Annotated in this window: 13 protein-coding genes; 8 read left to right on the top strand and 5 right to left on the bottom strand. The window is 68.9% G+C overall.

All coding sequences use genetic code 11. From position 1 onward, the window contains the following. Positions 1-12 precede the first annotated feature (12 nt). Positions 13-10,878 carry an SDR family NAD(P)-dependent oxidoreductase gene (locus K8O92_24960; GenBank protein UAK31077.1) on the top strand — a complete coding sequence of 3,622 codons (10,866 nt, stop codon included), beginning with the start codon at positions 13-15 and terminating at the stop codon, positions 10,876-10,878. Positions 10,879-10,917: 39 nt separating this feature from the next. Then, on the top strand, positions 10,918-11,421 hold the full coding sequence (locus tag K8O92_24965; protein UAK31078.1) for a PaaI family thioesterase: 504 nt from the start codon (positions 10,918-10,920) through the stop codon (positions 11,419-11,421). A gap of 46 nt (positions 11,422-11,467) precedes the next feature. Here the strand turns inward: K8O92_24965 and K8O92_24970 are convergent, their stop codons facing one another. From K8O92_24970 to K8O92_24980, 3 genes are all read right to left on the bottom strand, one after another. Continuing rightward, positions 11,468-13,498, bottom strand: a complete 2,031-nt coding sequence (locus tag K8O92_24970; GenBank protein ID UAK31079.1) for an NADPH-dependent 2,4-dienoyl-CoA reductase — start codon at positions 13,496-13,498, stop codon at positions 11,468-11,470. Positions 13,499-13,748: 250 nt separating this feature from the next. Beyond that, positions 13,749-14,648 (bottom strand): class A beta-lactamase-related serine hydrolase, encoded by a 900-nt coding sequence (locus K8O92_24975; GenBank protein UAK31080.1) that lies wholly within the window; start codon positions 14,646-14,648, stop codon positions 13,749-13,751. Beyond that, positions 14,645-15,520 (bottom strand): LysR family transcriptional regulator, encoded by an 876-nt coding sequence (locus K8O92_24980; protein ID UAK31081.1) that lies wholly within the window; start codon positions 15,518-15,520, stop codon positions 14,645-14,647. Before K8O92_24980 ends, K8O92_24975 begins: the two co-directional genes overlap by 4 nt. A gap of 164 nt (positions 15,521-15,684) precedes the next feature. Between K8O92_24980 and bla the strand changes: the two genes are divergently transcribed. From bla to K8O92_25010, 6 genes are all read left to right on the top strand, one after another. Then, the gene (gene bla / locus K8O92_24985; protein ID UAK31082.1) at positions 15,685-16,614 is read left to right on the top strand and encodes a class A beta-lactamase; all 930 of its coding nucleotides are present in this window, start codon (positions 15,685-15,687) and stop codon (positions 16,612-16,614) included. A gap of 184 nt (positions 16,615-16,798) precedes the next feature. After that, positions 16,799-17,803 (top strand): glycerophosphodiester phosphodiesterase, encoded by a 1,005-nt coding sequence (locus K8O92_24990; GenBank protein UAK31083.1) that lies wholly within the window; start codon positions 16,799-16,801, stop codon positions 17,801-17,803. 120 nt (positions 17,804-17,923) lie between these two features. Further along, positions 17,924-18,340 carry a VOC family protein gene (locus K8O92_24995; GenBank protein UAK31084.1) on the top strand — a complete coding sequence of 139 codons (417 nt, stop codon included), beginning with the start codon at positions 17,924-17,926 and terminating at the stop codon, positions 18,338-18,340. A 216-nt stretch (positions 18,341-18,556) separates the two neighbouring features. Continuing rightward, entirely contained in the window at positions 18,557-19,303 is a 747-nt protein-coding gene (locus tag K8O92_25000; GenBank protein ID UAK31085.1) for a 1-acyl-sn-glycerol-3-phosphate acyltransferase, read from the top strand. After that, a complete protein-coding gene (locus tag K8O92_25005; protein UAK31086.1) occupies positions 19,300-20,085 on the top strand; it encodes a PIG-L family deacetylase in 786 nt (261 codons plus the stop codon). Before K8O92_25000 ends, K8O92_25005 begins: the two co-directional genes overlap by 4 nt. 31 nt (positions 20,086-20,116) lie before the next feature. Continuing rightward, positions 20,117-21,607 carry a CocE/NonD family hydrolase gene (locus K8O92_25010; protein UAK31087.1) on the top strand — a complete coding sequence of 497 codons (1,491 nt, stop codon included), beginning with the start codon at positions 20,117-20,119 and terminating at the stop codon, positions 21,605-21,607. On the opposite strand, the gene K8O92_25015 is transcribed toward K8O92_25010, so the two are convergent. Then, complete coding sequence (locus K8O92_25015) at positions 21,537-22,451, bottom strand: hypothetical protein (protein UAK31088.1); 915 nt, start codon at positions 22,449-22,451, stop codon at positions 21,537-21,539. The two genes, K8O92_25010 and K8O92_25015, sit on opposite strands and share 71 nt — an antisense overlap. Next, positions 22,448-23,530 (bottom strand): glycosyltransferase family 4 protein, encoded by a 1,083-nt coding sequence (locus K8O92_25020; GenBank protein ID UAK31089.1) that lies wholly within the window; start codon positions 23,528-23,530, stop codon positions 22,448-22,450. Before K8O92_25020 ends, K8O92_25015 begins: the two co-directional genes overlap by 4 nt. Positions 23,531-23,582: the final 52 nt, after the last annotated feature.

The following is a 23,582-nucleotide window of genomic DNA, read 5'->3' on the forward strand; positions in this document are numbered from 1 at the left end:
GGAGCCCCACCGATGGCCGACACCGACGAGCTACGCCGCTACCTCAAGAAGACCGCGAAGGAGCTCTACGAGACCAAACAACACCTGCGTGAACTCACCGATCGAACGCGGGAACCCATCGCCATAGTCGGCATGGCCTGCCGGTACCCCGGCGGAGTTCGTTCACCCGAGGATTTGTGGCGCGTCGCCGCCGAGGGCGTGGACGCCGTCGGAGGGTATCCCTCCGACCGTGGCTGGGACCTGGAGCGGTTGTTCGATCCCGATCCGGACGTACCGGGGACGATCTACACGCGGGAGGGCGGATTCCTCGATTCGGTAGCCGACTTCGACGCGGGTTTCTTCGGCATCAGCCCGCGCGAGGCCGCCGCGATGGACCCACAGCAGCGTCTGATGCTCGAGGCGGCCTGGGAGGCACTGGAAGACGCCGGCATCGACCCGGTATCGCTACGCGGCAGCGATACCGGCGTTTTCGCCGGGGTGGCCCACCAGAACTACGGGCCCCGCGGCGGCTCCCCGGATATCACGGCCGAAACGGAAGGCCATGTCTATCTCGGCACTTCCAACAGTGTGCTGTCGGGCCGGATCGCCTACACCCTCGGGCTGGAGGGTCCGGCCGTCTCGATCGACACGGCATGCTCGTCGTCACTGGTCGCCCTGCATCTCGCGTGCCGGGCGCTGCGCAACGGTGACGCCACCCTCGCCCTGGCGGGCGGGGTCACCGTGATGTCGGACCCGTCCCTGCTCATCGCGTTCGCGCGCCAGCGCGCCCTCTCACCCGACGGCCGGTGCCGGGCGTTCGCCGCGGCGGCCAACGGGACGGGTTTCTCCGAGGGGCTCGGCGTGCTGGTACTCGAACGGCTCTCCGACGCACGGCGGCTCGGGCACACTGTCCTGGCGGTCGTCCGCGGCAGCGCCATCAATCAGGACGGCGCGAGCAACGGGCTGACCGCTCCGAACGGACCGTCGCAGGAAGCCGTTATCGGGCAGGCGTTGCGCGACGCGGGCCTGGAGCCGGCGGATGTCGACGCGGTGGAGGCGCACGGCACGGGCACGATGTTGGGCGATCCGATCGAGGCCCGGGCCCTGATCAACGCCTACGGCGCCCGGCAGACCGACGTGCCCTTGCGTCTGGGGTCGCTGAAATCCAATATCGGTCACACTTCGGCCGCGGCGGGTGTCGGGGGAGTGATCAAGATGGTGCAGGCCATGCGGCACGAAGTGCTGCCGAAGACCCTGCACATCGACGCGCCGACCCCCCATGTGGACTGGTCGGCGGGTACGGTGCGGCTGCTGAAGGACAGCGAGCCGTGGCCCGCCGGTGCGAGAATTCGCCGCGCCGGCGTGTCCTCATTCGGCGCCAGCGGCACCAACGCCCACGTCGTCCTCGAGGAAGCTCCCGCCGAGTCCGCTGCCGCCGAGGCAGACTCCGAGCCTGCTCCCACGGAGCAGGCCGGGTCGAATCACACCTCGGTGGAAACGATTCCGTTGCTGTTGTCGGCGGCTTCCGGCGCGGCCCTGCGGGCACAGGCGGATCGCCTGCGGCGGTGGATGGGGGACGATCCGGAGGCGGACCCGCGGGATATCGCGCATTCGCTGCTCACCTCCCGCGCCCGGCTGGAGTGGCGCGGCGCGGTCGTCGGCCGCGACCGGGACGAACTCCTGGCCGGTTTGGCGGCGCTCGCCGAGGTGCGTTCCGCGCCGGGCGTGGCCGAGGGTCGCGCGGGCTCGGGGCGCACGGCGTTGCTGTTCACCGGCCAGGGTGCGCAACGCGCCGGGATGGGGCGAGAACTGTACGACGCGTTCCCGGTGTTCGCCGCGGAACTGGACAGGGTGTGTGCCGAGTTCGATCCGCTGCTCGGACGGTCGTTGAAGGACCTGATCCGCACAGAAGCGCCGGCCGGCGACAGCGCGCCGGGACCGCTCGATCGAACCGAGTTCACCCAACCCGCCCTGTTCGCCTTCGAGGTGGCGTTGTACCGGCTCGTCGAATCATTCGGCCTGACACCGGATGCGCTGCTCGGCCATTCCATCGGTGAACTCGCGGCGGCGTATGTCGCCGGTGTGTGGTCGTTGCCCGACGCGTGTGCGCTGGTGGCGGCGCGGGGACGGCTGATGGGCGGACTGCCCGCGGGCGGCGCGATGCTGGCCGTGGCGGTGTCGGAGGAGAAAGCAGCCGCCGCGCTCGATGGATACCTCGGCCGGGTGTCCGTGGCCGCGGTGAACGGTCCCTCGTCCGTGGTGCTGTCCGGTGACGCCGACGCTGTCGCCGAGGTCGAGCGGCTCTTCGGTGACCAGGGTCGCCGGACGAACCGGCTGCGTGTCAGCCATGCCTTCCATTCGGCGCGGATGGAACCGATGCTGGCCGAGTTCCGGGCCGTGGCTCGCGGTGTGACCTATCGGCAGCCGACGATCCCGATCGTCTCGAATGTTTCGGGCGCACCAGCCGGTGACGAGCTGACCGATCCGGAGTACTGGGTCCGTCATGTCCGGGCGGCGGTGCGGTTCGCCCCGGGAGTCCGGGCGCTGGCCGCGAGCGGGGTCCGGCGCTTTCTGGAAATCGGTCCCGACGCGGTGCTGGCCGCGATGACCCGGGAGTGTCTGGCCGAACAACCCGACATCGAGGCCCGCTGCACGGTGGTCGCCGCCGCGCGACGTGGGGCGGACGAGGTCGGGCAGTTCACCGCTTTCCTGGCGGCCGCCCACGCCGCGGGCGTCGACGTGGATTGGCGACCGGTGTTCACCGGTCAGCCGCCACGCCGAGTGCCGTTGCCTCCTTACGCCTTCCAGCGTCAGCGGTACTGGTTGCCTCCGGCCGACGGTATCGGCGACGTGGGCCGCGCCGGACTGACGGCGATGGACCATCCGCTGCTCGGCGCTGCGCTGGCCCTGGCCGGTACCGACGAGTGGCTGTTCACCGGCCGCCTGTCCACGGTGTCGCAGCCGTGGCTGGCCGACCACACGGTGTTCGGCACGGTGCTGTTGCCGGGAGCCGCGTTCGTGGAGTTGGCGTTGGCGGTCGGCGCGCGACTGGATGCCGGGACGGTCGACGAACTGGTGCTCGAAGCGCCGCTGCGGTTGGACGAGGGGACCGAGGTCGATATCCAGATCAGCGTCGAATCGCCCGATGACACCGGGCGCAGAAGTTTCGTCATCGCGTCGCGGGCAGTAGGTGACCGGACCGCCGGATCCACGCACGCGCGCGGTGTGCTCGCTCCCGATACGGGGGACGCGACGGTGTCCGCCGGTACGGACGGATTGTCTCTGGACGAGGACGCGACGACCGGAGACGCGCTGTACCGCCAACTGGCCGCGCGTGGTCTCGACTACGGGCCCGCGTTCCAGGGCGTGCGCCGATTCCGGCGTCGCGGCGACGCCGTCCTGGCCGAGGTGCGGCTCGGCGAGATGACGTCGGACGCTTCCCGTTTCGGCGTGCACCCAGCCTTGCTGGATGCCGCGCTGCACACCGCCGTCGACGAATTGGCCGCTGATTCGGCCGCGCACCAGGCGCCGCTGCCGTTCTCCTTCACCGGCGTGCGGTTGTACCGCGGTGGTGCGAGCGCGGCGCGCGCGCGGATCCAGCGGACGGGCGCCGAGGGGGTGCGGGTCGAGCTCCGCGACGATGCGGACGCGGTGCTGCTGACGGTCGATGCGCTGCAGGCGCGGCCGGTCGACAGCGACGCGGTGCATAACGCGCGCCCCGCCGGGCCGCACGGTCTCTACGACATGCACTGGGCCGCGGTGGAATCAGATGCGCGATCCGGCGCGGTGCGGCTGACCGCGGTCGGCGGACCATCGCAGTCCGCTTTCGACGAAAATCATTCGGATATGGCCGCGCTGGTAGCGGCCGCCGCGACCGACGCCCCGGGCTCGAACGCTCGAGCGCATGCCGACGCGGTCGTGTGGTTCGCCGAGCCCGGACCCGGGCACACGGACCGTGCCGAGGCCGACAGGGTGCGCCGGAGCGTGAACGCCGCGCTGGCAGCGGTGCAGTCCTGGTTGCGCCTATTCGAGTCCGGCGACACCCAGCTGGTCGTGGTCACCCGCAACGGCGCCGGGCTGGGCGGCGAGGACCCGGACCTGGCCGCCGCGGCGACTTGGGGTTTGCTGCGCAGCGCGCAATCGGAGCATCCCGGCCGCATCGTCCTGGTGGACGCCGAAAGCGACGTGCTGGTCGGGCCGGAGCTGATCTCGGCCGCCCTCGCGACCGATGAGCCGCAGCTGGCGGCCCGTGCGGGCGAACTGCTCGCGCCCCGGCTCGCCCGGCGGGACGACGTGTCCGGCTCAGCCGTCACCATGGGTCCGGGCACCGTGTTGATCACCGGCGGCACCGGTGGATTGGGCGCCCTCGTGGCCCGGCACCTGGCGGCCACGCACGGGGTGCGCGACCTGGTACTGGTTTCACGGCGCGGCGAACGAGCCGACGGTGTGCGTGAACTGGTGGCCGAACTCGCCGTACTCGGTGCGCGAGCACGGGTGCTGGCCTGTGACGTCGGTGACCGCGCCGCGGTAGGTGCCCTGCTCGACCAGCTGGCCGAAGGCCCCGAGCTGACCGCCGTCGTCCACGCCGCGGGCATCTTGGACGACGCGACTCTCGACGCACTCACGCCCGACCGGATCGAGCGGGTATTCGCGCCGAAGGTCGACGCCGCACTCCACCTGGACGAACTCACCCGTGACCGGAACCTCTCGGCGTTCATCCTGTTCTCGTCGATCGCTGCCGTCTTGGGCTCGGCGGGCCAGGGCAACTACGCCGCCGCGAACTCGGCGCTGGACGCGCTGGCCCGGCGCCGCGCCGCGGCGGGTCTGCCCGCGGTGTCGGTGGCCTGGGGCCCGTGGAGCCAGAACGTCGGGATGACCGCCGAACTGGGGCGCGCAGGCCTGGACCGCTTGTCGCGCATGGGCTTCCGGCCACTGACCGAGGCCGACGGGATCGCGCTGTTCGACCGAGCCACCGGCGCGGACACGCCGCTGGTCGCCGCCGTGGACTTCGACACCGCGGCATTGTCCGCGCAGGCCCGCGCGGGTTTGCTGCCGCGGCTGCTGCGTTCGTTGGTATCGGTACCGCGCCGCGCCGAGGGCGGTGGCGGCGATCTGGCGGCGCGGCTCGCGTCGGTACCGCCGGACCGGCACGACGCGATCGTGCTGGATTTCGTGCGCCATCAGGTCGCCGGGGTGTTGGGACACGCCACGGGCGACCTGATCGAGGCCGACAAGCCGTTCAACGAACTGGGATTCGATTCGCTCGGCGCGGTGGATCTGCGCAACCGTCTCACCAAGGCCACCGGTCTGCGTCTTCCGTCGACCCTCGCCTTCGATCATCCGACCTCGGCGGCCGTCGCTCGACTGCTGCGTTCCCGGATCGACGGTGCCGGGCCGGGGGTTCGCCAGACGCAACGGCGCACGCGAGCCGACGAACCGATCGCGATCGTCGGTATGGCCTGCCGGTATCCCGGCGGTGTGGCGTCTCCGGACGATCTGTGGGATCTGGTGGCATCGGGAACCGACGCCATCTCCGAGTTCCCGTCGGATCGCGGCTGGGATCTCGATCGTCTGATCCATCCGGATCCCGAGCACAGCGGAACCTCCTATGCCAAAGAGGGCGGATTCGTCACCGGTGTGGCCGATTTCGACGCCGGATTCTTCGGAATCGGTCCGCGGGAGGCGAATGCGATGGACCCGCAGCAGCGTTTGCTGCTGGAGGTGTCGTGGGAAGCGCTCGAGCACGCGGGGATCGATCCGACGTCGCTGCGGGGTACCGACACCGGCGTCTACACGGGGGTGATGTATCAGGACTACGAGGTCTTGACCCGCAAGGCCGGGCCCGAGGCCGAAGGCTACGTGGGGACCGGCTCCGCTGCGAGCGTCGTCTCGGGGCGCATCGCCTATTCACTGGGCCTGGAAGGCCCCGCGATGACGGTGGATACGGCGTGCTCCTCCTCGCTGGTGGCACTGCATGTGGCGTGCCGGGCGCTGCGGCAGGGAGAGAGTTCGCTCGCCCTGGTAGGCGGTGCGACGGTGATGGCCACCCCCACGGTGTTCGTCGAATTCTCCCGGCAACGCGGCCTGGCCCCGGACGGACGGTGCAAATCGTTCTCCAGCGCCGCCGACGGTGTGGCCTGGGCGGAGGGTGCGGCCGTCCTGGTGGTCGAACGGCTCTCGGACGCCCGCCGGCTCGGGCACAACGTGCTCGCGGTGGTGCGCGGCAGCGCGGTGAACCAGGACGGCGCCAGCAACGGTCTCACCGCGCCGAACGGTCCGTCGCAGGAGCGGGTGATCGCGGCGGCGCTGGCCGATGCCGGGCTCGGCCCGTCGGACGTGGACGCGGTGGAAGCGCACGGGACCGGAACGACACTGGGCGACCCGATCGAGGCGCAGGCATTGCTCGCCACTTACGGGCAGGGCCGCCCGGATCGCCCGCTGCGTGTCGGTTCACTCAAATCCAATATCGGGCACAGCCAGGCGGCGGCCGGTGTGGGCGGCGTCATCAAGATGGTGCAGGCCCTGCGCCATGAAATGCTGCCCAAATCCCTGCATGCGGACGAACTCTCCCCGCATGTCGACTGGACGGCCGGATCGGTGCGGGTGCTGACCGAAGCCGAGCCGTGGAACTCCGGCAGCCGGGTACGTCGCGCGGGGGTGTCGTCGTTCGGGATCAGCGGTACGAACGCGCATGTGATCCTCGAGGAAGCGCCGCTGGCCGCGCGTGACGTGCGTACGACGGGGAACCCCGATCCGGCGGCAGGCGCCGCGGTCGCCGCGGTGCCGCTCGTGGTCTCGGCGAGATCCGCGGAAGCCCTGCGCGGTCAGGCCGAACGGTTGCGCTCCTGGCTGGCCGGTGCGCCGGATATCGAGTCGTGGCGGGTGGCGCGTGCGCTGCTCGACTCACGGGCGCTACTGGATCGCCGCGCTGTGGTCGTCGGCGGCGATCGGCAGGAACTGCTCGCCGGGCTGGCCGCGCTGGCGGCGGGGGCGGCGTCCCCGCACGCGGTCGAGACAGAGGTGGTGCCGGGTACGACGGCTTTCCTGTTCACCGGTGGTGGTGCGCAACGAGTCGGCATGGGTGCGGGCCTATACCGGGCGTTCCCGGTCTTCGCGACCGTGCTGGACGAGGTGTGTGCGGAGTTCGACCGGCATCTCGGGGGTTCGCTGCGGGAGGTGATGTTCACCGACGAGGCCGGGGTATTGGACCGGATGGACTGGATGCAGCCCGCGTTGTTCGCGTTCGAGGTTGCGATGTTCCGGCTGCTGGAGTCGTACGGTCTCCTACCGGATGTGCTCACGGGTCACTCGCTCGGCGAACTCGTCGCGGCGTATGTGTCCGGGGTCTGGTCGCTCGCCGACGCCTGTGTGCTGGTGGCGGCGCGGGGACGGTTGATGGGAGCGGCTCCCTCGGGCGGGGCGATGCTGGCGGCCGCGGTGTCGGAGACGGAAGCGGAGGAACTGCTGACCGGTCTCGGCGACCGGCTCGCGCTGGGGGCGGTGAACGGTCCGGAGTCGGTGGTGTTCTCCGGCTACGCCGATGCCGTCGCTGAGATGCAGCGGCGGCTGACCGAGGCGGGCCGGAAGAACACCGTGCTGCGAATCTCGCATGCGTCTCATTCGATGCTGATGGAGCCCATCCTCGAGGAATTCCGTGCGGTGGCCGAGGGTCTGACCTATGGCGAGCCCACCGTGCCGATCGTGTCCAACGTATCCGGCGCACCAGTCGGCGACGAAGTGCGCGATCCGGGCTACTGGGTGGCGCAGGTGCGCAGCTGTGTGCGCTTCGCTCCCGGGGTGCGCAGTCTCCTCGACTCCGGGGTGCGGCGTTTCGTCGAGGTCGGACCGGACGCGGCGCTCACCGCGATGACCGGAGAATGCCTGGCCGAGCGTCCCGAAATAGCGGCGAAGTCGATGGTCGCCGCCTCGTCTCGACGCTCGGTCGACGAGGTGACACAGTTCGTCACCCTCCTCGGCCAGTCCTTCGCGGCCGGCGTACCGGTGGACCTGCGGTCGCTGCTGCCCGGAGGAGACCTACGGGTGACACTGCCGACATACGCGTTCCAGCGCCGCCGCTACTGGGTACAGCCCGCTCCCGAGGCCGTGGCGGGCTCGTTCGGGCATCCATTGCTGACCAGCGCGGTGCCGCTGGCCGGGAAGGACGAGTGGTTGTTCACCGGCCGGTGCTCCATGCGCACCCAGCCGTGGATCGGCGACCACGCGGTCTTCGGCTCGGTGTTGCTTCCCGCGACGGCTTTCGCGGAGATGGCGCTGGCCGCGGGCGCGCATCTGGACGCGGGGGACGTCGACGAACTGTTGTTGCAAGCCCCACTGCTGCTCACCGCGGGCGCCGAGACCGATCTGCAATTGAGCGTCGGCGCGCAGGACGAGCAAGGGCGACGGAGCTTCGCCGTCCACTCCCGCGCTGCGGAGCGGGACTCGGCGGACGCGGGCGCGTGGGTGCAGCACGCCAGTGGGGTGTTGATCGCCGCCGACGATCCGGCGCCGGTGTGGAGCGAACCGGTGTGGCCGCCCTCCGGCGCCGAGCCATCGGAGGGCTCGCTCTACGACCGGCTGGCGGAGCGTGGCTTCGACTACGGTCCCGGTTTCCAGGGCGTGACCGCGCTGTGGACTCGCGGCGAGCAGACCTTCGCCGAGGTCTCCCTCGACGAATCCGCAAGTGTCGCGGCAGCCGCGTTCGGCATCCATCCGGCGCTGCTGGACGCATGCTTGCATGTGGCGCTCGACGATCTGATCGAAGGCCTGCCCGCCGAGCAAGTGCTGTTGCCCTTCTCGTTCGCCGGTGTGCGGTTGTGGCGACCCGGCGTCACCGCGGTGCGTGTCCGCGTCGTCCGGGACGCCGAAGGACGGGCCGAGATCGACATCGCCGACGACACCGGCGCGCCCGTGGCGCGCATCGATGCGGTCACCGCCCGTCCGATCGCCGCCGACGCGTTGACCGCGGCGAACGCCGCGCAGGGTGCGGCGCCCCTGTTCCTGCGCTGGATGCGCTCGGAACTCCCTGCGTTGCCTGCCGCGCCCGCGGGCGTGACCGCGACGATGGGGCGGGTGCGGGTGTCCGGCGTCGATGCGCACTACGCCGATGTGGCGGAAGTGGCGGCGGCCGAAGAAGTTCCGGCTGTGGTCGTCTGGTCGCTGGGCGAGTTGCCCTCGGCCGAGCTGGACCGGTCCGGTGATTCCGTGCTCGACGGACGTGCCCGGGCAGTCCGGCATGCAACCCTGCGGGCCTGGGAATTGTTGCGGTCGTGGCTGTCCACCGAGCGGCTGGCGGACACCCGCCTCGTGGTGGCGACCCGCCGGGCGACAGGCTTGGACGGCGAGCCGGTCGATCTGACCGCTGCCGCGGTGACCGGCCTGGTCCGTAGCGCGCAATCGGAACAACCGGGCCGGATCGTGCTCCTGGATCACGACGGCGACCTGGACGCCGACACGGTGCTCGGCGTGATCCGATCAGGGCACGCTCAAGTGACGGTCCGCGCCGGAGAGGCACACCTGCCGCGCCTGTCCTATGGTGACCTACCCGCCGCAAAACCGGGCCACACAGGCGCTTTCGGCAACGGCACGGTCCTGATCACCGGCGGGACGAGCGGGTTGGGTGCGGTGATCGCGCGGCACCTGGTGGCCGCACACGGCGTCGGACACCTGCTGCTGGTGTCGCGTCGTGGTGCCGCGGCCGATGGGGTCGCGGAGCTGGTCGCCGAGCTGGAACAGCTCGGCGCGCGGATCCGGGTCGCCGCGTGCGACGTGGCCGATCGCGCCGGCATGGCGACCGTGCTCGAGTCGATCGCGAAGGAGCATCCCTTGACGGCGGTGGTCCACTCCGCCGGCTTGATCGACGACGCCACTATCGAGACGATGACCGAACGGCAGATCGAGCGCGTGCTCGTGCCCAAGGTCGACGGGGCGCTGATCCTGGACGAGCTCACCCGAGGGCACGATCTGGCCGCGTTCGTCGTATTCTCCTCGGCCGCGGCGATCCTCGGATCACCCGGGCAGGGGAACTACGCGGCCGCCAACGCGTTCCTCGACGGGCTCGCGCACGCCCGCCGTGCGCAAGGATTGCCCGCCCTGTCGGTCGCCTGGGGACTGTGGAACCAGGGCACCGGCATGACCGGCGAGATGGACCGCGCCGCGCTGGCGCGACTGGAGCGGATGGGTCTGCGGATCCTCGGTGACGCCGACGGGACGGCGTTGTTCGATGCCGCGGTCGCGATGGACGCGGCCGTCGCCGCCTGCGTGGAATTCGACAAGCCCGCCCTGGCGGCGCAGGCACGCGCCGGCCTGCTGCCCGAGGTGCTGAGCGACCTGGTGCCCAGCCGCGCGCGACGGGTCACGCGCGGAAGCGGCCGGGGCGGGCTGCTGGCCGACCGGCTCGCCGCCGCACCGGAGGACGAACGCGATGCGTTGGTACTCGGATTCGTTCGCGAACACGCCGCGGCGGTGCTGGGATTCCAGTCCGCGGCTGCCATCGATCCCGAAACCCCGTTCCAGGAGATGGGTTTCGATTCACTCGGTGGCGTCGAGCTACGGAATCGGTTGTCGGAGGGCACGGGTACGCGGCTGCCGTCGACGCTGGTGTTCAACTACCCGACGGTGAGCGCGGTGGCGAAACTGCTGCGGTCGCAATGGGAGGACACCTCGACCAGCTCGGCGATCGACGACCAGATCGCCGCGCTCACCGCGTTGTTCGCGACGCTGCCGTCCGAGGAGGACAAGGCGCGGCTGGCCGAGCGGATCCGCGCGACACTGACCGAGGCCGTGGACGGACCCGAGCCCGATTCCGACTCCGTCGGTGCTCATGGCCGCGACGCCGTCGAGGCGGCCGCGACCGCGGACGAACTGTTCGCTCTCATCGACCAGCAGATCACCGGAAAGTAGAGGAAGCTCATGGCACAAGACCACGTATCGACGATCGCAGTGACCGATGGCGTACGCTCGCTGCACCTGGAGTGGGACGATCCCGGCATCGCCGTACTCGGCATGATCCAGCTCACGCGGGACGAACTCGTCGAGCGCATTCGCACCGGTGAACTGAAACTGCCGCCGCTGGCCAAGCTGCTCAATATCGAGGTGCTCGACGCGGAGCCGGGGCGGATGACCCTGAGTCTCACACCGGACGAGCGCCACGTGAACTTCCTCGGCGTGGTCGGTGGCGGCGTCGTCGGCACCGTGCTCGACGTCGCGATGTGGGGCGCGGTCCAGCTGTCGGTGGAGGACAAGTCCATGCTCACAACCGTGAGCATGAACACCAACCTGGTGCGCGGGGTCTCGCACACCCAGGGGCCGTTGCGGGCGGTCGCGGAGGCGGTGCACGTCGGCCGGACGACGGCGACCGCCGAAGGCCGCCTCATCGACGCCAACGGCAAGGTCTATGCCACAGCCACCGCCACATTCGTGCGGATGGGCGGCGGAAACAGGTGAAGCCCGGTGGGCCCGGGGGATCGAGCCCCGGGCCCACCGTCCACGATCAGAGTTCGGCCGCGAGCTGGGTACCCTGCTGGATGGCGCGTTTGGCATCGAGTTCCTTCGCTTCGTCGGCGCCGCCGATGAGATGCACCCGAACACCCCGTGATTCGAGCTGGTCCTTCAGGTCGCGGACCGATTCCTGGCCCGTGCACACCACCACGTTGTCGACTTCGATCACCCGGCCGCCCAGACGTTGCGGGCCGAAGCTGAGGTGCAGCCCCCGATCGTCGATCCGCTCGTAGTTGACGCCGCCGATCTGCTCGACACCGCGCGCCTCCAGCGCGGCGCGATGGATCCAACCGGTCGTCTTCCCCAAGGTCAGTCCGAAGGGACCCGACTTGCGTTGCAGCATGGTCACTTCTCGGATAGCCCGGGCGGGCCGACGAGTGCGCAGCTGGCCGGGAGCGTGGATGTCATCGGTGACACCCCACTCGTCGCGCCATTGATCGAGTGCGAGCGCGGTGTGGTGGTTCGCGGTGAGGAATTCGCTGACATCGAAACCGATTCCGCCCGCGCCGATGACGGCCACCCGGTTGCCGACGGGCCTTTCCTTCCTGATCAGTTCCGGATACGACAGCACCATGGGGTGATCGATGCCGAGGATGTCGGGAACGCGGGGACGCACGCCGGTCGCCAGCACCACCTCGTCCCAGCCACCCGCGGCGAGCTGCTCGGCGGTGGCGCGGACGTCGAGATGCACGGTGACGCCGGTGAGTTCGAGCTTGCGGCGGTAGTACCGGATCGTCTCGTCGAACTCCTCCTTGCCGGGGATGCGGCGGGCCAGGTCGAACTGGCCACCGATCCGGTTCTCCGCTTCGAAGAGCTCCACCTGGTGTCCGCGTTCGGCCAGTCCGATCGCGGCCGACAACCCGGCGGGACCGGCGCCGACGACGGCGACGCGTTTGGCCCGCCTGGTGGGCAGCAGTTGCAGCAGCGTCTCATGGCAGGCGCGGGGATTCACCAGGCATGACACGGTCTGCCGGGTAAAGGTGTGGTCCAGGCAGGCTTGGTTGCAGGCGATGCAGGTGTTGATCTCGTCCACGCGCGACTCGGCGGCCTTGTTGACCCAATCCGGGTCGGCCAGCAGCGGACGGGCCAGAGAGATCAGGTCCGCGTCGCCGCGCGCCAGGATGTCCTCGGCGATCTCGGGCATGTTGATCCGGTTCGACGCACAGACCGGGATCGTGATGTGCTCCTTGAGCGCCGCGGTATATCCGACGAACGCGGCCCGCGGCACCGACGTGACGATCGTCGGTACCCGCGATTCGTGCCAGCCGATATCGGTGTTGATGACATCCACCCCGGCGGCTTCCAGTTCCTTCGCCAGGTCGATGATCTCGGCGAAGGTCTGTCCGTCCTCGACGAATTCGGCCAGCGACATCCGGAACATGATGAGTAGGTCTTCGCCGACGGCGGCCCTGGTCCGGGTGGCGACCTCGACCGGGAAACGCCGCCGGTTCGCCGCCGATCCGCCCCAGCGATCGGTCCGGGTGTTGGTGCGCGGAGCGAGGAATTGGTTGATCAGGAAGCCTTCCCCGCCCATGATCTCCACGCCGTCGTATCCGGCAAGCTGCGCCAATCGCGCGCAGCGCACGTGGTCGGCGATCGTAGTCTCGATCTCCTGCTCGGTGAACGCCCGCGGCTCGAACGCGGTGAGCGGCGACGCCACCGCGGAGGGCGCCAGATTGGTGGGAATGTTCGAATCGCGTCCACCGTGCAGGATCTGCAGGGCGATCTTGCCGCCCGCTTCGTGGACCGCCTCGGTGATCACCCGGTGCCGCTCGGCGTCGGTCTCGTCGAGCATCGCGCACGCGAACGGCCAGAGCCATCCCTCGCGGCTGGGGGAGTAACCCCCGGTGACGATCAGCCCCACTCCGCCGCGTGCGCGTTCGGCGAAGAACGCTGCCAGGCGGTCGATGTGCCAGGCCCGATCTTCCAGGCCAGTGTGCATGGAGCCCATCACAACTCGGTTTCGGAGCCTGACCCTCCCCAGCTCGATCGGCGACAGCAAATGAGGAAAGGTGCAGCTCATGGGATGAACCTAACGGCATCGACGTGCCTCCGCAATCGCTGGGCGTCTACCCATGTCCAACAGTCCGGCGTTCGATGGCGTGCTGTCTTCTGATCACGAATGACGTCCCGCTGCACGCCGCAACTCCGTCAGCTGCGGGCGACCTGGTGCGGTCGATGATCTTGCGCATCGTGCACTGCTTTTCTGTCGATGACCCAGCCGCTGTACCCGGCGGGAAACATCGGAAAGATGTGTGCGCGGAGTCGTGACGTCACCCTCCCGGTAAGGGAAGGCGCAGTTCTGTGACGGCGATGCGGGCGGATTCAGCGATGGCGGCGTCAACCACGGGCAGGTGCGGGTCCGCGCGGGCCGCCCGGGTGAATATCGCGACCGCGACGGGGTGCTCGCCGGGAAATTCGACGACCGCTACCTCGTTGCGGATGACCCCGATTGTTCCGGTTTTACCTGCGACCGACACACTGCGGTAGGGGAATCCGGCGGTGACGCGGTGCGGCCAGACTTGGTGGCGCATGACGGTGCGGACGAATTCGGTCTGCTCGTCGGACAGCACCGCGCCGCTCCACAGTGCGCGCAGGAGACGGGTCATTTCCTCCGGTGTCGTCGCGCTCGTGTACGCCGGGTCGTACGCCGACACCGACCATGCATCGTCGTTCTCGGCGAGCACGGCGAACGCCTCGGCGGTGGTGTGGGTGTCGGTGTCGCGGACGAGGCTGCGGTGCAGGTCGGCGGTGCCGCCCACGATCCGGGTGCGGGTGAGGCCGAGATCGTCCAGCAGGCCCTCCACCGCACCGAGGCCTGTCGCGCCGAGCAGGACATCGGCCGCGGCGTTGTCCGAGACGGTCATCATCGACGTCGCGAGGTCGCGCAGGCTCATGGTCACCGGATCGCGCATGACGGCGATCCCGGTGGGCCCCGGCGTGCAATCGGACGGTGCGACCGTCAGCCGGGTAGCAGGATCGATGCGCCCTGTGTCGACGAGGCGGCAGAACGCGACGAACAGCGGCAATTTGTACACCGACGCGAGCACCACCCGTTCGTCGCCGCCCACGGAGATCTCGGTCACGGAGCCGTCGCACCGGCGGGCGTGCAGCCAGCCGCTGCATCCCGCGTCCGCGAATACGGCGCGGATCCTGTCCTGGGCGGTGCTCATCGCAGGCGCTCCCGATACAGCACCCGGTCGACGGCATCGGCATGGGCATCAGCGCCCGGACGGTAGACGACGCGGACTCGCAGGGCGACCGCCTGCGGCGCGATGCGCAGCCAGGTCACGCCGGGCGTGGATGACGGAGGCATGGCGGTGAGCCCGAAGCTCGTTCCGGCGGCCACCGCCGCGAACACGGCCCGATCGTCGGGCGCGGGCACGGCCGGTGCGTCCAGGCCCCGCTCGCGCAACAGATCCACAATGGTGTCGAAGGCAGGAGGATTGGCGGCGCGCGGTGGGCAGGCGAAACTCAATCCGGCGAGCATGGGGAAGGTGGGGCGTTCGGCGCCGGCGCTGCGATGATCCGACGGCACCACGAGCCACCGCGGAATTCTGACGACCGGGCGGACCTCGACGCCGTCGACCAGCGCGGGATGCTCGACCACGGCGACGTCGCACAGTCCCGAGCGCACGTCGGCGACCAGGTCGACGCTGGCGCCCACCGTCGTGGACACCGCGGTATCCGGGACGACCGCCGTGCGCAGCGCACCCACGCACGCCGTGACCACCCGGTCGGGCAACGCCGCGGTCGCGCCCCAGTGCACGGCGCCGTGGGCACTCGCGATGCGGTGTGACTCGGCGAGCAGGCGCTCGGCGTCGTCCACGAGCAGCCGAGCGCGCGGGAGCAGCTGTAGGCCTGCCGACGTGAGCACGGCCCCCTGCCGGGTGCGGTGGATGAGGTCGACGCCGAGATGCCGTTCGAGCCGACGGAGTCCCTGCGACAGCGGTGGCTGGGTCATGTCCAGCGCGGCCGCCGCCCTGCCGAAGTGTCCTTCCTCCGCGATGGAGACGAAGAACCGAAGGTGGCGGATCAGGTCCATGCGGTCATTGAACCAGCGGATTCGCGGAGATCGGTTCCGCTGTCCCACCGGGCACGCCGACCGGCGCCGAACCGCAGGCGGGCCTGCGACGATATCCAACTCGACTCGCCCATGCCTGGGCCGGATATTGGCGTCGGCGGCGGTGTGGATGATGTGGTGCGGCAGTGACCCTTTCTGCTCTTGCTCACCGTGCCCCGCTCGGTCGTCGCCGGCTCCTCGCCGCTGTGACGGTGTCCGCGCTGTCTCTCGCCACCGCCGCGTGCGGGTCCGGCGCCGATACGCCAGCGGCCTCGAACACCACACCCGCGGCCACGATTCCGTCGTTCGCCGAGATGGAGACGACACACTCCGCACGGCTGGGTGTGTATGCGATCGACACCGGCACCGGCCGCACCGTTGTCCATCGAGACGGGGAGAGGTTCCCGATCGCCTCCACGTTCAAAGGTCTCGCGTGCGGGGCCCTCCTGCGCGACCATCCTCTGGCAACGGGTTACTTCGATCAGGTGATCCACTATTCCCGGTCCGAACTCGTCCTCAACTCGCCGGTGACCGAGAAACATGTCGACACCGGCATGACCGTCGCCGAGCTGTGCGATGCCACGATCACCCTGTCCGACAACACCGCGGGCAACCTGCTGCTGAAGCTTCTCGGCGGCCCGGAAGGCTTCACCGCGTTCCTGCGGTCCATCGGCGACACCGTCTCCCGCCTGGACCGCTGGGAGCCCGAGTTGAACACCGCCATTCCCGGCGACGAGCGGGACACCACCACAGCCGCCGCCCTCGCCACCGATTACCGCAACCTCGTCCTCGGCGACATTCTCGCCGAACCCGAGCGAGCGCAATTGAAGTCGTGGCTGGTCGCCGCCAAGACGGGGGACGCACGCATTCGTGCCGCGCTGCCCGCCGACTGGACCGTCGGCGACAAGACCGGCAGCCCCGCTTACGGCGGCGCGCTCGACGTCGCGATCGCTTGGCCGCCCGGACGCGCTCCGCTCGTCATCGCCGTGCTTTCCACGAAATTCGAGCAGAACGCCGAAGCCGACAACCCTCTCGTCGCCGAGGCCGCCCGCGCCGCGGTTGGTGCGCTCGGGTAGACCGAGCGCCCTTGCCGCAGCGCGCCGTGATCGGCGACTGGACTCCCGATCGCGGCGCAGGCCAAGCCCCGCAAAAGACCCAGGCCGGTTCGCTCCAATGATCTGGAAAGCCAAGGCGCACAATGTCGCCCGGCCTTCGGTCCGCACTCGCCGGTTGCGTCACAGACGTGCAAGGATACCCGGCATGCCCGAGCCCGAGAATGTATCGCTCGCCGCCCCACAGCGCCGCTGGAAGAAGAAGCGCTACTGGATGCCCGTCACAGTGATCGCGCTGCTGGCCGGGTTCCTGTTCGCCAACAACACAACGCTGCTCGCGGCCGAGCCCGAGGGCAGGCCGCTGGTGCTCGCACATCGCGGAATGGCGCAGACCTTCGCCATGGACGGCGTCGATGCCGACACCTGCACCGCCTCGCGTATCAATCCGCCGGTGCACGACTATCTGGAGAACACCATCGCCGGGATTCAGGCCGCCTTCGACTCGGGCGCGGATCAGGTCGAGTTCGACGTCCACTGGACCGCCGACGGCGAGTTCGCGGTCTTCCACGACTGGACGCTCGACTGCCGCACCGACGGCACCGGCACCACCCGTGACCACACCATGGATGAGCTGCGAAAACTCGATATCGGGTACGGCTATACCGCCGACGGCGGCAAAACCTACCCGTTCCGTGGGAGGGGCGTCGGTCTCATGCCCACGCTCGACGAGGTGCTCGCCACCTTCCCCACCCAGTCGCTGCTGATCCACATCAAGAGCAACGACCCCGCCGAGGGTGCGGCCCTGGCGGATCGGCTCGCCGCTGAAAAACCGGACCGGCTCACCGTCTACGGCGGCGACGAACCGGTCGCGGCCGTCCATGAGCGCTTGCCGGACATGCGCGTCATGTCCAAACAGATCATGATCGACTGCCTGGGCCGGTACGAGGCCCTCGGATGGACCGGCGCGGCCCCCGGCGCCTGCCGCCACACCCAACTGCATATTCCCGAAGGCTACGCGCCCTGGCTGTGGGGCTGGCCGCACCGATTCGCCGAACGCATGGCCGACGCGGACGCCCGGATCGTGCTGGTCGCCGGATCCGGCGGGTTCTCCGAGGGCTTCGACACTCCCGAAGCCCTCGGCCGAATCCCCGCTGGTTTCACCGGTCTGGTCTGGACCAACCGAGTCGACACCATTGCGGCCGCACTTCGGTAAGCACCGGCGCAGCGACCTCCCCGGAAAAATCAACGCAGAGGTCAGCGTGAGAAACGCGGATGAGGACGCTGAAGACAGGTCGCCTGAACCGAGCCGGGCGATCATGACAGGATCTCGATCATGCCGATCGCCACCAGTTCGTTCGACCATGTCCGCTTGACAGTGACCGACATCGACAGATCCCGGGCCTTCTATGACGCCGTCTTCGGATGGCCGATCGCCTGGGAATGTCCCGTGGACGCGGACGAAGACACCCGTGCGCGCTTCGGGTTCCTCTTCGGCGGTGTGATCTACCAGATGGGTGATGCGCTGCTCGGACTTCGCCCCGTCGCCAGCGACGAGTTCGACGAAGATCGAGTGGGACTCGACCACCTCGCCTTCACCCTCGCCACTCGGTCGGATCTCGATTCGGCGGCTGCCTTGCTCGACGAACTCGGCATCGCGCACGCGGGAGTGAAAGACCTCGGTCCCATGTACATTCTCGAATTCCGCGACCCGGACAACATCGCGCTGGAATTGGTCGTACGCAAGCAGTAATCGCCACTTCCCGCGCGTGGGCGCGGCACCGCGGCTGCCGCGTCACGCCGGTGAGTACCTGACTGCGCCGGCCGGGCCGCACCGACCTGCTCCCCGGCGTGATGAGCCGCCGACGCCGCAGGCCGAGTCAGGTCCGTACGGCGATAGCCGTCCGGCGTCAGCGATCGCACGACCCCAGCACACTCGGTACCGGCTCGTAGGGGCTAGATTCGGATTGTGGATGAAATCGTCTATCCCTTCGCGGTTTTCATGGTGAAGGCCGCTCAGCGCGTATTGCGCCTGCGGACTCGGATAGTCGATGAATCACACCTGCCCCCTGTCGGGGGTGTGGTGGTGGCCAGCAATCACGTGTCGTATCTGGACCCTTTCGCTATCGCGCTTGCTGCGGACAAGGTGGGCCGGGTGGCGAGGTTCCTCTCGACGCGGGAGCATTTCGACCATCGGGTATATGGCGCTGCGATGCGCAGTATGCGGCACATCGCGGTGGGTTCCGGCGGTGATGGCGAGGCCTACCGCGCCGCGGCCGCCGCACTGGCCGCAGGGGAGCTCATCGGGGTGTTTCCGGAGGCGACGATCGCGCGATCGTTCACCGTCCAGCGGTTGCGGACGGGAGCAGCACGGTTGGCGGCAGGGTGCGGGGTGCCGCTGGTGCCGGTGGCGGTGTGGGGCACGCAGCGGCTGTGGACCACCCACCACCGTGAGCTCGGTCAGCGGGGTCTACCACTCACGGTGATCGTGGGTGAGCCGATGTTCCCCGCGGCTGACGACAACCCTGACTACGTCACCATCCAGTTGCATGACCGTATGAAGGATCTTTTGGACCGGGCACAGCGGGAGTATCCCGATTCCGGGACGGGACAGTGGTGGCAACCCCGTCATCTCGGCGGGTCCGCACTCACCCCGGCCGAGGCTGTGGCCCTGGATGCCGCGGAGAATCACGCACGGGATCGGCGCGAACCGTGACATCCCGAACCGCTGTCGAGTGCCTCGGCGCGCCGGATACGCCCTGGGTCTTCGTGCACGCCCATCCCGACGACGAATCACTGTTGACGGCGGGAACGATGCGCAGGGTCAGCGAGGCCGGACGGCGCACCGTCGTCGTGTTCGCGACCGATGGCGCCGCGGGACTCGCGGATTCGCCACCAGGTCCGCAGCTCGCAGCGCGTCGCGAGGCGGAGGCGTTGGCATCAGCCGCGGTCCTGGGATGCGACCGGGTGGAATTCCTCGGGTACGCGGATTCCGGACTCGACGGTCATGTGCCAGGCGGCTTCTGCGGCGTCCCTGTCGCCCAAGCGGCCGAGCGGCTTGCCGCCCTCTTGATCGAGGAGCGGGCGGGTGTGGTCACTTCCTATGACTCATCCGGAGGTTACGGGCATCCCGATCACGTGCAGGTTAATCGGGTGGTTGCGGCGGCGGCGCGGCAGGCCGCCACACCGTTGTTGCTGGAGGCGACAGTCGATCGCGATCAGCTACTGCGGGTATTGCGCTTGATACATGCTGTGGGATTGTTGCCCGCGGGGGTAGCGATGGATCGGTTCAGCACGAGCTTTGTCCCCGGCGCGGACATCACCCACCGGGTCGACGTGCGACGCCATGCGAGCGTCAAGCGCGCCAGCATGATGGCCCATGCCAGCCAGGCGGGTGGCGGTGACGGCTTGCGCACCCTGCGCTTGTTGGGGCGGCTACCGATGCCGCTGTTCCGACGAATCTGCGGCACGGAATGGTTTGTACAGCGGAATGTTTGACCTGCGGATTGAGAGAGACCTGTCCGTCCCGATGCCGGATGGTGAACGCCTGCTCGCCGACCGGTACTACCGTGCGTCGGCTGCACCCGGACCGACCATCCTGGTGCGATCCCCTATGGGACGCCGACCGCTTGGCGTCATCTATGGGTTGTACTTCGCGCGCGCGGGATTTCAGGTGGTGGTGCAGGACGGCCGTTCGGGCGAGGATGTGCTGCCGCTGAGCACCGAGCGTGCCGACGGGTTGGCGACGATCGAGTGGCTTCGAGGTCAGGTGTGGTTCGACGGCAGGTTGGCGTTGCATGGCATGAGCGCGATGGGGTTCGCGCACTGGGCTATCGCGGCGGACATCCCCGAATTGCTCGCTGTTTCAGTTCATGTCGCGGCCTCATCGGTTGCGGACACGATCTTCACCGGCGGTTCGACTGCGCTGGAGTCCGTGCTGATCTGGTGTTCGAATCACAGTTTCATCACCGCGCTGCGGGCGCCCCGTCGAGCGCGCCGGGCGATCGCGTCGGGGCGCCCGGCCGCGGAGTTGGATGTGCTGACCGGCGGTCGAACGGTCTCGTTCTATCAAGCCGTGATCGCCGACATCGGCGCGGGCAGCCCGTTGCGGGAACTTCTCGACCACGCTCGCGCACCCGCGGAGTGCGCCGGAATACCGGTGCATCTCGTCGGCGGCTGGTACGACATCTTCCTGCCGGGCCTCGTCCGCGACTATGTCGCATTGAGTGCGGCCGGTGGTGCGCCGCGACTCACTATCGGACCATGGGGGCATTACAACCTCCGCCAATTCGTCGTCGCGAATCGTGAGGCCCGGCAGTGGTTCGACACCCACCTGCGTGGAAGCGAGGATCGCTCGTCTCGCGGGCCCGTTCGCCTGTTCGTCACCGGAGTCCGGCGCTGGCGCGAATACGTTTCGTGGCCTCCACCCGGAACCAGTCTCGTACGATGGCATTTGCGTGAGTCTGGGCGGCTGTCGCGTGTGTCTGCTGAGCAGGCGGGAAGCGATCATTTCCGATACGACCCTGCGGACCCCACGCCCGCTCCCCGTGGTCCCGTGATCGTCGGGTTCTCGCGGCCACAGGACTGTCGGCAGATCGAAAGTCGGCCCGACCTGCTGACATACACCAGCGACCCGCTTGACGCACCGCTCGAGATCATCGGAACGGTGGTCGCCGAGCTTCGGTTGCGCATAGCCACCGCACATTCGCCGCGCGGGCATGGCGTCTGCGATGTCGTCGTGCGCGTGTGCGACGTTCATCCCGGTGGGCGATCTTTCAACATCTGCGAAGGCGTACAGCGGGGCGAGCCACCAACCGACGAGGACGATATCCGGGTCGAATTGTGGCCGATCGCGCACCGGTTCGCCGCCGGACATCGGCTGCGCGTGCAGGTATGCGGCGCGGCGGTTCCGCGCTACTTACGGCAGCCGGACCCGGCCGCATACGAGCTCATTCGTGACCCGAACGGTACCTCGTCCGTGATTCTGCCGACGGTCCCCACTGGTCTCGGAATGTGCTGAGGGCGACGGCCTCGTTACGGCCGGACCTGTTCACTGTGTGGTGCAGCGCGCCTACGAACGCGCCCGCCGCCTCGATCGGCACCCCGCGTATCGGTATCACCAACCGCGGCACACCCCGGCGCGCCAGGTGCCCGGATATCCAAACGTCGTCCTGCCAGCGCATTTCCGGCGGCCAGCCCTCGAAATCGTGGACATCGTCGTCCAGCGCTCCGGGCGGGATCAGATATCCCCACATACCCATCAGCACATCGACTGGGGTGGCCTCGGACACCGCGGTTCCGCATACATGTCCGGAATAGCGTGGATCGCGGTCGAACCACGCGCTCGATCCACGCACTCCCACAGCGGCTTTCGGCTCCGCGCGATGCCCCGCGAGCAGATCCGCGACGAACGTATCCGGATAGATCGCGTCATCGTCGACCACCACGATGACGGCGTCCGGCTCGGCGAGCAGCGTGGGCAGCAGTTTTGTCGCTGGGCCCAGATCCGTACACCGCAGCACCTTCACACCCGACGGCAGTGCCGGCGGTTGCGGGTAAGGGTCACCCGTGCGTAGCGAGTGCCGCGGCCAGGTAAGTACCAACCGATCAGCGGGTTCGGTCTGGTCGAGCAGGCTGCGCAGCACCGGACCCAGGTACTGCACACGGTGCGGCACAGTCGACAAGGTGATGACCACGCGCTCGGCGCGGGCAGGCACCGTACGCGTCGGCGGATCCCGGTGCAACAGCCGGACGGCCCGCGAGAGGTCATGAGCAAGACCGCTGATCGTCGTATTGACGAACCGTTTTCGGAAATGTTCGACGTTGCTCCACCCGATGCGGGCGACATGGGTCGGCGAGATCATCCGAGCGCGTCCTTCCCGTTGGCCGCGGCGGTGACGTGCCGTGCGGCATCGTCGTAGCAGGTACGCAGCCGATCCAATACGACAGGCCAACTGAATTCGGCAGGGGGTACGGCTCGATTATGGGCGCTGATGCGATCGCGCAGCGTCCGTCGCCGGCCCAGCGATACCAGTGCGGTGACGAGGTCCTCGGTGGAGCGGCCCAGCAGGCCCTCGCGGCCGTCCTCGACGAAATCCGCGACGCCGGTGCCGGATCGAGCGATCACTGGAACACCGGCCGTTCGAGCCTCCAAAGTCGCCAATCCGAAGGCCTCGCGGCGGGTGACATTCAGGTACACATCCGCCGACGCCAAGATCTCGCGCACCGCCCGATGATCCTGCGAACCCACCAATCGCACCCACTCGGCCATGCCATGCCTGCGCAGATAACGGAGCATCGCACCGCGGCGCGGGCCCGAGCCGACGATCGTGGCGCGCACCCGCACCTCACCGGCCAGCCGGTCCTGCGCCAGCCGAAGGACCTCGAGCAGCTTCAACGGTTGCCTGCGCGTGACCAGCCTGCCCACCGAAACGACATGCAGACCAGTGCCACTCGTGGACGGCACCTCCCACAGGTCAGTTGCCACCGCGTTGGGCACTACGACGGGAGTACTGGACAACGCACGCCCGACCTGATCGGCGACGACTGTACTCACCGCCGTGAACACCATGCCGTCGTGCCAGCCCGCCAGCCGCCCGAGCAGGCTGTAGCAGGCCCGGACCGGAGGATCCCACATGCTGTGCACCGTGACCACGAGCGGGATACACAACCGAAGCGCGTGGTGCGCGGAGTAGACCGCCAGCGGTGACGCCACACTCACATGAATGTGCACGACACTGGGCCGCAGTCGCCGAAGTATGCCGCGCACGTCGGTCATTCGGCGTGCCCGGTGGACCTGAAAGGGCAGTTCCGAGTCGCTGCCGCCGACGGTCCCGGTGATCACGTGAACTTCCTCGCCGACAGCGGTCTGTGCGCGAGCCAGGGACTCGACCAGCACCTCGATGCCCCCGACGCGGGGCGCGAAAACATCGGTCAGATGCACTATCAACGCCGACCCCTGCGCCACAGTAAGTCCCCCTGTATGTCAACAACCT

It is taken from the genome of Nocardia asteroides (assembly GCA_019930625.1).
Taxonomy (GTDB): domain Bacteria; phylum Actinomycetota; class Actinomycetes; order Mycobacteriales; family Mycobacteriaceae; genus Nocardia; species Nocardia sputi.

Bases quoted from the DNA above. Each gene is read 5' to 3' on its own strand.
- K8O92_24960 (UAK31077.1), top strand. From the start codon at position 13: ATGGCCGACACCGACGAGCTACGCCGCTACCTCAAGAAGACCGCGAAG.
- K8O92_24970 (UAK31079.1), bottom strand. From the start codon at position 13,498: ATGAGCTGCACCTTTCCTCATTTGCTGTCGCCGATCGAGCTGGGGAGG.
- K8O92_24975 (UAK31080.1), bottom strand. From the start codon at position 14,648: ATGAGCACCGCCCAGGACAGGATCCGCGCCGTATTCGCGGACGCGGGA.
- K8O92_24980 (UAK31081.1), bottom strand. From the start codon at position 15,520: ATGGACCTGATCCGCCACCTTCGGTTCTTCGTCTCCATCGCGGAGGAA.
- K8O92_24990 (UAK31083.1), top strand. From the start codon at position 16,799: ATGCCCGAGCCCGAGAATGTATCGCTCGCCGCCCCACAGCGCCGCTGG.
- K8O92_24995 (UAK31084.1), top strand. From the start codon at position 17,924: ATGCCGATCGCCACCAGTTCGTTCGACCATGTCCGCTTGACAGTGACC.
- K8O92_25010 (UAK31087.1), top strand. From the start codon at position 20,117: ATGCCGGATGGTGAACGCCTGCTCGCCGACCGGTACTACCGTGCGTCG.
- K8O92_25015 (UAK31088.1), bottom strand. From the start codon at position 22,451: ATGATCTCGCCGACCCATGTCGCCCGCATCGGGTGGAGCAACGTCGAA.